This window comes from Streptomyces sp. NPDC006393 (assembly GCF_040628575.1).
In the GTDB taxonomy this organism is placed as follows: domain Bacteria; phylum Actinomycetota; class Actinomycetes; order Streptomycetales; family Streptomycetaceae; genus Streptomyces.
In genome coordinates this window covers 1-9,628 of sequence record NZ_JBEXZD010000178.1, presented here as the reverse complement: position 1 = coordinate 9,628, position 9,628 = coordinate 1, and the positions used below count along the sequence as shown (strand labels likewise).

Here is a 9,628-nt window from a genome sequence, read left to right as displayed (position 1 = left end):
GAGCGAGTAACTCCCACTCCTGATCAGTGAGTTCGTGACGACGTACCACGACGCCATGATCCACCACTCGAATGATCTTTGAAGACGGACCCTAGTACCGGTCCAGACGGTGCGCGTAGGGGGTCGGCAGAGACGGTGTGCCGCCCCCGGGGAACCAAGCCGTGCAATGCTCCCGGTACGGTTCGGGAACCGACATTCCGTGCACGTGTGCGTCGTCGGTCGACCAGTAGCCGAGAAGCAGCCGGACGAGGGCCTTGTCATCGGGGAACAGGTCGCCACGTCGCAGCGCGTCGAACGCCTTGTCAAAGACCCTGTCCGGCTGCTGCGCGGCGGCCCGGCGGCGCAGCTCGGGCTCGAGCTTTCGCACCAGGGACGACCGGTTCAGGACGGCGGCCATCATCCCGCCGCTCGGCGGAAACCTCTGCTGGTAGGTGCAGCCCATGTGGCGGGCCACTCGGCCGGTGAGGCTGTCGGCGGGCTCCCGCACCGTGAATTCGCTCAGCCGCCGCTTCCAGCAGAGTCGGGCGATGGCCCTGAGCAACAGGCGTGCCGCGGCGGCGTTCTCGGCCACCAGTTCGTCCACGGTCACCGAGCCCAGCGGGTCGCCGAAGGCTCGGCCCTCCAGCACGGCATAGCCGACGGCAGCACCATCGGTCCGCAGGACCAGGGTCTGCGACCCGGGCCTCCACGTGGCCTGGGGAATGAGCCGGTTCCAGCCCGAGTGCCGTTCGTGGGTCCAGGGCCGCTGGGCGTGCGCGGCGTTGTACAGACGGATCATCGCCGGAAGATCGGCCGGAGAGCCGTCGTGGATGCCTGGGACGGAAGCTTCCAGATCGTCTCCGGCCGCCTGTTCGACGTTGCGCACGGGGATGACCAGGTGCCCCTCGGCGACGGCCCCGACGAAACCGAACCGCTCGTACACCCCCTCGACACCGTTGGACACGAAGGCGACGTCCACCCTCTGTGCCATGCCGGCCAACGCCTGGCGGAGGAGCCGGCTCATGTGTCCCTGACGTCGGAACCGGGGCTGGGTCTCCACGCCGCCGATGCCTTCCGCGGCAACGCTCACCGCACCGAACCGCTGCTGGAAGGAGAGCGCTTCCAGCTCGGCGACCGGTGCGCCGCCATCGGTCCGCAACCGGCAGTAACGCACTCGCAGACTGCGCACTTCCCGATCCGCGGCCTCGGTGTAGCCGATCCTTGGTTCATCATCCGACACGGAAGGTCCTCAACGTCCTGATCGCACGGCGGTTCCGTCACTTCCCACGGACATCAGCGATGTCCTTGCCACGTCGCTGCCGTTGAAACCCGACCGGTCGCGCGTCAAAGGGTGTCCCCGCCGCGTACGTGATGTCCGCGCAGCGGCTGCCGGGCCCAGACGGTCTTTCCTCGTGTCTCGTAGCGGGTGCCCCACTGGTCGGCGAGGCTCGCGACGATGAACAGCCCCCGGCCGGTCTCGTCGGCGGTGCGAGCATGCCTGACGCGCGGCGCGCCGGCTGCGGCGTCGGCGACCTCGCAGGTCAGCATCTGGTCACGGATCAGACGGAGGCGCAGGGGCGGGGTGCCGTGGCGGACGGCGTTGCCGACCAGTTCGCTGACGATGAGCTCGGCGGTGTACGCGGTCTCCTCGTCCACCCCCCAGACCTTCAGCCGGCGGCGGGTCGCCTGACGGGCCGTCGGCGCGGCCTCGGGGCTCGCCGGCAGGGCGGTGGTCAGCACCTGGTCCGCCGGCAGCGCCTTGGTACGGGCGAGCAGCATCAGCTGCTCGCCGGTCCCCCGGGCCCGGGTGAGGGCGCCCGCGACCCTGTCGCGCACGTCCGGCAGGGGCGTTGTGCCGGTGTCGGCCAGGAGCGGGCGCAGGGGCGCGGTCGCCGCCAGGACCTCGTCCGCGAGCGCGGTGGTGCCCAGCGCGAGAGTGCTTCCCTCGGGCAGGCTGATCGTGGTCGCCGGGAAGGGGGCGGTGCCGGCCGCGCCGAGTGGGGGGCCCGGGGGAACGGAGAGGTGGGCGGACGTACCGTCGGGAAGCACGGCGACGGGCTCGGGGAGGCCGGCGCGGGCGATGGAGCAGGTGAGCTCGACGGGGTCGTGGATCGCGACGGCGCAGCCCGCGGTGAACGGCTCGCGGTGCAGGGGGTCCTCGGGCGGAAGCGCGGCGCGTTCGGCGGCGAGACGGGCCGCGGTGTCGTTCAGGCGGGCCATGAGTTCGTCGGGCGGCAGATCCAGGGCCGCCAGCGTGTGGAGGGCCGTGCGCAGGAACCCCATCGTCGTGGCCGCGGCGATGCCCCGCCCGGCCACCTCGCCGGCCACCAGCGCGGTCCGCGCGCCGGGCAGCGGGATCGCGTCGAACCACGCGCCACCACCCTCGGGGTCGGGACGGTGCAGCGGGGACAGCTCCACGGTCGCCTGCGGGCTCGGAGGCCGGGGAAGAAGCCGGCGCTGGACGGTCGAGGCGATGACCCACTCGCGCATGTACTGTCGCGCGTTGTTGACGCAGAGCGCGGCGTGCGCGCAGATGGCGGAGGCCACCGCGACGTCGTCCTGGTCGAAGGGCTCTTCGTACCGGTGGCGGTAGAAGCTGACCACGCCCAGAGCCTGGCCGCGCAGCGCCAGCGGGGCCACGATCAGGGAGTGGGCACCCGATCGCCTGAGGGCGTCGGCTCCGGGCGGCCCGGTGGCCGGCCACGGGTCGTCCTCCGCGAGGGGGACGAGGCGCGGCCGGAGGTCGGACAGGGCGTCCGAGAAGGGCGTGCCGGCCGGCAGGCGGCGTACCTCCCCGGCCGGATGGGCCGAGGTCCCGCCTCGGTGGGCCGCTCGGCGCAGGGGAACGTTCCGGTGGACGGGAACCGTCGGAGGTTCCTCTCCGCGTACGACGTCGTCGATCACCTCGACGTCGGCGGTGCCGGCGAAGTCGGGCACCACCGCCTCCACCAGCTCCTGGCAGACGGCTGCCACGTTCGTCCGGTGACCCACCCGGCTGCGGACCGCCTCCAGGAGGGTCAGGCGGTTCAGGAGCCCGGTCATGCCGGGACGGCCTTTTCCACGTCCCGGAGGACCGCGATGACGGACGGTGCCGGACTCGGCGCGGGGACCGGGTCTGCGAGGGCGATGGTGAACATGTGCGTCCCTTCCATGCGGTCTTGTGGCTCGAGGGGGATGCGCGGCCGAACGCTCGCCGTTGAGCGCTCGGCCGCGCTGTCGGGCCGCGGCCTGTGCGGAAGGCCGGGCCCGGTTGTCTAGCGGAGCGACCTCAGGCCCGTGCGGACCTCTTCGACCAGCAGTTCCGGCTGCTCCCAGGCGGCGAAGTGGCCGCCCGCGGGGAGCCGGTTGTAGTGAACGAGATGGGGGTACGCCTGCTCCGCCCAGCTCCTGGGTGCCTGGTACAGCTCGTCGGGGAAGACACTCACGGCGACCGGCAGGCTCACGCCCTTGACGCGGAAGAAGGAGGTCGTGTTCTCCGCGTAGAGGCGAGCCGCGGACAGGGCGGTGTTGGTCAGCCAGAAGAGCGTGATGTTGTCCAGCACGTCGTCCCGGGTCAGGCCCTCGGCCTGGCCGGCGAAGGCCCGGGAGATCAAGGCGAGGCCGGCCGCGTCGTGGTCGAGCAGGAAGGCGGCCAGGCCGACGGGAGAGTCCGCGAGCGCGGTCAGCGACTGCGGGCGCGATCCCATCATGTAGGCGTAGTAGACGTGCCGGTACACGAAGTCCAGCTGCTCGACCGCCGCCTTCTCCTCGTCGGAGAGCGACAGGCCCGCGGGCAGCGGGTTGCCCGCGATCAGCGCGGCGTCGACGGCGGGCGGGACCACTCCGGCCATGTTGGTGTGGATGCCGATCAGGCCCTCGGGCTCCTGCACACCCATGAAGTCCGTGACGATCGCACCCCAGTCACCGCCCTGCGCCGCGTACCTGGTGTAGCCCAGGCGCCGCATCAGCTCTCCCCAGGCGCGTGCGATGCGCTCGGGACCCCAGCCGGTCGTGGTCGGCTTGCCCGAGAAGCCGTAGCCGGGCATCGACGGTATGACGACGTGGAAGGCGTCCGACGCGCTGCCGCCGTGCGCGGTGGGATCGACCAGCGGGTCGATGATCTTCAGCTGCTCGACGATCGAGCCGGGCCAGCCGTGTGTGACGATCAGCGGCAGAGCGTCCTCGTGCGGGGAGCGGACGTGGATGAAGTGGATGTCCAGACCGTCGATCTCGGTGATGAAGTGCGGCAGCGCCTTCAGCTTCGCCTCGACCTTGCGCCAGTCGTACTCCGTCGCCCAGTACCGCGCGAGTTCCTGGGCCGTCGCGAGCTGCGTGCCCTGCGACTGATCCGCGACGGTCTCCTTCTCGGGCCACCGCGTCGCCTCGATGCGCCGGCGGAGATCCTCCAGCTCGGCCTCGGGGAACTCGAACGTGAACGGCCGGATTGCCGACTTCTCGGCCATGGACATGTGGGTCTCCTCAAGTGTCACCGGCGACCTCGCGTCACCGGCTCCTCCACCGTCGCGCAGGCGGGTCCGGGTCGCCCCGGGGAAAACCCCGGGGGTCGCTCCCGTGGCTGGGACCACGGGGCCCGAGTTCCCGTCCGGGCCCGTCCCGTCATCGACCCGTCCCCTCATCGGATGGTGAATCCCCGGATGCGGTGAAATCCTGGTCGGGCAGCGGACCAGGAGTGACTCATGGGCGTGCCTGTCGAAGATCCGCAGGTCGGACTGCGCGGCCGGGACCGTGAGCTGGCGGCGCTGGAGAGGGTGCTGACCCGAGCGCGATCGGGCAGCAGCGCGGTCCTGGTCCTCCGCGGTGAGGCGGGCATCGGCAAGACGGCGCTGCTGGAGCGCACCGAGCGCAAGGCCGTCGGGTTCCGCGTCGCCGGTGTCGCCGGCATCGAGTCGGAGATGGAGCTGCCCTTCGCGAGCCTTCACCAGCTCTGCGGGCCCATGCTCGACCGGCTGCGTCATCTTCCCGGACCCCAGCGTGAGGCGCTGTCCGTCGCGTTCGGACTCCAGGAGGGCGAGGCGCCGAACCGGCTCCTGGTGGGCCTGGCCGTGCTCGGTCTGCTGGCCGGCGCCGCCGGGGATCGGCCCCTGGCCTGCCTCGTCGACGACGCGCAGTGGCTCGATGACGGATCCCTCCAGGCCCTGGCGTTCGCCGCCAGGCGGCTGATGGCCGAACCTGTGGCTTTGATCTTCGCCCTGCGGGATGCGGGCGGCGCTGACGCGCTGAGCGGTCTGCCGGAGCTGACCGTCGAGGGGCTCAGCGAGAGCGACGCGCGCGCCCTGCTGGCGTCGGCCGTCCCCGCGCCGCTCGACCCGCTGGTACGGGACCGGATCGTCGCCGAGGCCCACGGCAACCCGATGGCGCTGCTCCACCTGCCGCACGCTCCCGCGGAGCTCGCGGGCGGTTTCTGGCTCCCTGGCAGGCGCCCCCTGGCCGGCCGCATCGAGGACGCCTTTCAGCGGCGATTCCGATCCCTTCCGCAGGACAGTCGGCGGCTGGTGCTGACCGCCGCGGCGGAGCCGACGGGTGACGCGGGTCTGCTGTGGCGCGCAGCCGGCGCGCAGGGGATACCGGTGGGCGCCGCGGCGCCGGCGGAGGCCTCGGGACTCGTCGAGTTCGGTACCCGGGTGCGCTTCCACCACCCCCTGGTGCGCTCGGCCGTCTACCGGGGGACGTCCGCCCCTGATCGCCGGGCGGCGCACCGCGCGCTGGCGGAGGCCACCGATCCCGAGCTCGATCCTGATCGCAGGGCCTGGCATCGCGCCCGCGCCGTCAGTGGTCCCGACGAGAGCGTCGCCCTGGACCTGGAGCACTCGGCCGGCCGGGCCCGCGGCCGGGGCGGGGCCGCCGCGGAAGCCTCGTTCCTGCAAGGCGCGGCGGAATCGACCCCTGATCCCGCACGCCGTGTCACCCGTGCGCTGGCCGCGGCCGAGGCCCACGTCGACGCCGGCGGGGCCGAACGGGCGCGCACCATGCTGGCGATCGCGGAGGCCGGTCCACTCGACGATCCGCAGCGCGCCCGCCTAGAGCGGCTGCGGGCCCGTCTGGTGTTCTCCCAGGTGCGCGGCGGTGACGCGCCGCGGCTGCTGCTCGACGCGGCACATCGGCTGGCCCCCGTCGACGCCGCCCTTGCCCGTGACACGCTGCTGGAAGCACTGGGCGCCGCGATCTTCGCCGGCCGCCTGGGGGAAGGGCCCGGGCAGCGGGAGGTCGCCGAGGCGGCTCGCGCCGGCCCGCCGCCACCGACGCCCCCGCGGATGATCGACGTCCTCCTGGACGGTATGGCGAGCCGGATCATCGACGGCCACGCCGCGGGTGCCGACGCCCTCAGGCGCGCACTGCGCGTCGTCCGGAGTGAGCAGAGATCCGGGGGGAGGGACACGGACAGGCGCTGGCTGTGGCCGGCGTTCCGCGTCGCGCCCGAGCCTCTCGCACCGGACCTGTGGGACGACGACGCGTGGCAGGATCTGGCCACCGGCGCCGTCGGCCTCGCCCGTGAGGCGGGGGCGCTCGCCGTCCTCCCGATGGCGCTGACCTACCAGGCGTGCTTCCACGTGCACACCGGCGCGTTCGACACCGCGGCGGCTCTCATCGACGAAGCGACGGCGATCTCGGAGGCGACGGGCGGCGCGCCCATGATGTACACCTCGCTCCTGCTCGCCGCATGGCGCGCACAGGAGTCCCAGGCGCTGGAGCTCATCGCGACCACCGTCGAAGAGGTGGTCGCCCGGGGCGAGGGACGTTCGCTCGGCCTCGCCGAGTACGCGACCGCGCTGCTGAACAACGGCCTCGGCCGTTACGACGCCGCGCTGGCGGCCGCGACGCGCGCGAGCGCATACGAGGACCTGGGGTTCTTCGGGTGGGCCCTGGCCGAACTGGTCGAGGCGGCCGTACGCGGTGGGCGCCCCGAGGCCGCCGGCCCGGCCCTGGACACGCTCACCGAGCGGACGGGCGCCAGCGGTACCGAGTGGGCCCTGGGCGTGGGAGCCTGCTCGCGCGCGCTCCTGAGCGACGGCGAGGCCGCCGACGCGCTCTACCGGGAGGCGATCGAGCATCTCGGGCACTGCCGGGTCGCCGTTCAGCTGGCCCGCGCCCGCCTGCTGTACGGCGAGTGGCTGCGCCGCCGAAACCGCCGTCAGGAAAGCCGTGCGCAGCTGGGCCCCGCCTATGAGGTGTTCAGCCGGATCGGAGCCGACGGTTTCGCCGAACGCGCCCGCAGGGAGCTGCTGGCGACCGGAGAGACCGTACGCAAGCGGACGCTCGGCGCCGACGCCGGACTCACGAGCCAGGAGGCCCAGATCGCCAGGCTGGCCAGAGACGGGAACACCAACTCGGAAATCGCCGCTCAGCTGTTCATCAGCCCGCGCACGGTGGAGTGGCATCTCGGCAATGTGTTCACCAAGCTCGGAGTCGCCTCCCGCCGACACCTCCGGTCGGTGCTGTCCCCTTGACAGCACCCGGGACGCGCATGCCATGACCCGCCGGATGGACAGGCCCTAGAAGACGCTCATGCCGACGAGGACGGCGGAGACGAACAGGACCGTTCCGCCCACCAGGGCGACCGTACGGGAGTGGCGGCGCAGCGAGGTGCGCAGGCCGGGTCGGCGCGCGGGCACCCGGTGCACGCTGGTGTTCCAGCCGGTGTCCGGCGCCGGGGCCCGGGACTGCGGCGGCGACTGCGGCTGCGGCTGGGCGGTATGCGCCGGGGCGCCGTGGGCGGGGCCGTGGTGGTGTGCCGGCAGGACGGCCGGGGCCGGGTGAGGCCCGTGGCCGGTGCCCGGCCGTTCCGGCGGCAGCGGTTCGGGGGTGCCGCGCCAGGCGCCGCTGCGGAACCAGTCCGCCGCCTGCCGTGCCGTGGGCCGCTCCTCGGGCCGTTTGGCGAGCATGCTCAGCAGGTAGGCCTCGAAGGCGGGCGGCAGCGCGGCGCCGCGCTGGTGCGGCGGCACGGGCGGGGCGTCGACGTGCTGGTACAGCAGCATGGTCGCGGACTCCGCCTCGAAGGGCGGGTGACCCACGGCCAGTTGGTAGAGCACACAGCCCAGCGAGTACAGGTCGGAGGCCGGGCTCGCGGGGGTGCCGATGGCGCGTTCGGGCGCCAGGTACAGGCCGGTGCCGACGATCTGGCCCGTGGTGGTGAGCCCGGCCGACGGGTCGTCGACGAAACGCGCGATGCCGAAGTCACCGATACGGACCGAGCCGTCGCGGTCGCTGAGCAGATTGCCGGGTTTGACATCCCGGTGCACGATGCCCCGCGCGTGCGCGGCGGCCAGGCCCTCGGCCGTCTGCTGCGCCACCTGGGCCAGCCGGTCCGGTGCGAGCGGCCCGCCGGCGGCCAGTTCCCCGGCGAGGCTGTCGCCCTCGACGAGTTCCATGACGAGGAAGCAGCGTCCCTGCCAGGTGCCGAAGTCGAGCGTGGCCACCACGTGCGGATGGTGCAGCTGCGCCGAGGTCTGCGCCTCCAGCCGGAACCGTGCCTCGGCCGAGGCGTCCGCGTCGTTCAGCAGCAGTTTGACCGCGACCGGGCGGCCGAGCACCTGGTCCAGGGCCCGCCAGACCTCGCCCATCCCGCCACGTCCGATGACCGTGTCCATCCGGTATCGATCCGCCACCAGCACCCGTGACCCACCCTTGTTCCCCGAAAGTCCCGCCCTCAACCGGCCCATCCTAACGATCACTTGGCATGCCGACGACCGGCGCCTGCCGCGCCCCTACGGGTGAAATGCACAGAATCGCTCTACGTACAAATATGTAGAGCTGATCATGTATGTCATGGTCGCCGTATCCACTGATCCGCTCGGGAAAGGGAGGACGACCTTGGACCCTTTGACGTGGCTGCTCATCCCGCTGGCAACCGCGATCATGGCAAGCCTCTGGAGCTGTTGCACGGGGCGCCGACGGCGCGCCGACGACTGGACGGACGTACAGCGCTACGACCGCCTGCGGGCGGCACTGGCACGCGCGGCCGCCGCCGCTCCCTCCACCCCCTGAAGACCCCTGACCAACCCCTTCCGACCGCCCCCTGACCATCCGTCAACGCAGCAGCAGCTGCACGCCGCCCACGACCGTCGCCGCGATCACCAGTTGCTCGAACAGCCGCTGATTGATCCGGTGCACGGCCCACCTGCCGAACAGCGCCCCGGGCAGCACGAACACCGCGAGCGCCGCGTCCAGGAACAGTGAGCGGCCGTCGATCAGGCCGAGCCCCGCGCTGAAGGGCACTTTGGAGACGTTGACGACGAGGAAGAAGAACGCCGACGTCCCCAGGAAGCCGAGCTTGCGGAAGCCGGCCGACAGCAGGTACATCGACATCACCGGGCCGCCCGCGTTGGCGACCATGGTGGTGAAGCCGCCGAGGACACCGTAGGAACGGGCCTTGACGCGGCCGGCCCGGGTGGTGACCGCTTCCGGTTCCACCGCCCGGTCGGCCGCCCGGCGGCGCCATACCGTCACGGCCGCCATCAGCAGCAGGATCGCGCCGATCGAGGTCCGTACGACGGTGTCGTCGGCCCACACCAGGAACAGCGTGCCGACGACCACGCCGGCCCCGACGGCGGGGAACAGCCGCCACAGGGTGGGCCAGTGGGCGTGCCGCCGGTAGGTGAGGACGGCGAGCACGTCCCCGGTGATCAGGACCGGCAGCAGCACCCCGGTGGAG

The 9,628-nt window shown here is 72.4% G+C and carries 7 protein-coding genes; 2 read left to right on the top strand and 5 right to left on the bottom strand.

The genetic code is table 11. The features are described from left to right. Positions 1-91 precede the first annotated feature (91 nt). From ABZ484_RS37510 to ABZ484_RS37500, 3 genes are all read right to left on the bottom strand, one after another. On the bottom strand, positions 92-1,168 hold the full coding sequence (locus tag ABZ484_RS37510) for a GNAT family N-acetyltransferase (RefSeq protein WP_358870432.1): 1,077 nt from the start codon (positions 1,166-1,168) through the stop codon (positions 92-94). Positions 1,169-1,323: 155 nt separating this feature from the next. Then, a complete protein-coding gene (locus ABZ484_RS37505) occupies positions 1,324-3,021 on the bottom strand; it encodes a SpoIIE family protein phosphatase (RefSeq protein WP_358870431.1) in 1,698 nt (565 codons plus the stop codon). 212 nt (positions 3,022-3,233) lie between these two features. Continuing rightward, positions 3,234-4,427 (bottom strand): epoxide hydrolase family protein, encoded by a 1,194-nt coding sequence (locus tag ABZ484_RS37500; protein ID WP_358870430.1) that lies wholly within the window; start codon positions 4,425-4,427, stop codon positions 3,234-3,236. 228 nt (positions 4,428-4,655) lie between these two features. On the opposite strand from ABZ484_RS37500, the gene ABZ484_RS37495 reads away from it, so the two are divergent. Beyond that, positions 4,656-7,424 (top strand): AAA family ATPase, encoded by a 2,769-nt coding sequence (locus ABZ484_RS37495; RefSeq protein WP_358870429.1) that lies wholly within the window; start codon positions 4,656-4,658, stop codon positions 7,422-7,424. 45 nt (positions 7,425-7,469) lie between these two features. Here ABZ484_RS37495 and ABZ484_RS37490 read toward each other — a convergent pair whose 3' ends face one another. Next, entirely contained in the window at positions 7,470-8,564 is a 1,095-nt protein-coding gene (locus ABZ484_RS37490; RefSeq protein WP_358870428.1) for a serine/threonine-protein kinase, read from the bottom strand. Positions 8,565-8,787: 223 nt separating this feature from the next. Between ABZ484_RS37490 and ABZ484_RS37485 the strand changes: the two genes are divergently transcribed. Beyond that, positions 8,788-8,961 (top strand): hypothetical protein, encoded by a 174-nt coding sequence (locus ABZ484_RS37485; protein ID WP_229903750.1) that lies wholly within the window; start codon positions 8,788-8,790, stop codon positions 8,959-8,961. A gap of 42 nt (positions 8,962-9,003) precedes the next feature. Here ABZ484_RS37485 and ABZ484_RS37480 read toward each other — a convergent pair. Continuing rightward, a partial coding sequence (locus ABZ484_RS37480) for a sulfite exporter TauE/SafE family protein (protein ID WP_358870427.1) occupies positions 9,004-9,628 on the bottom strand: 625 nt, incomplete at its 5' end.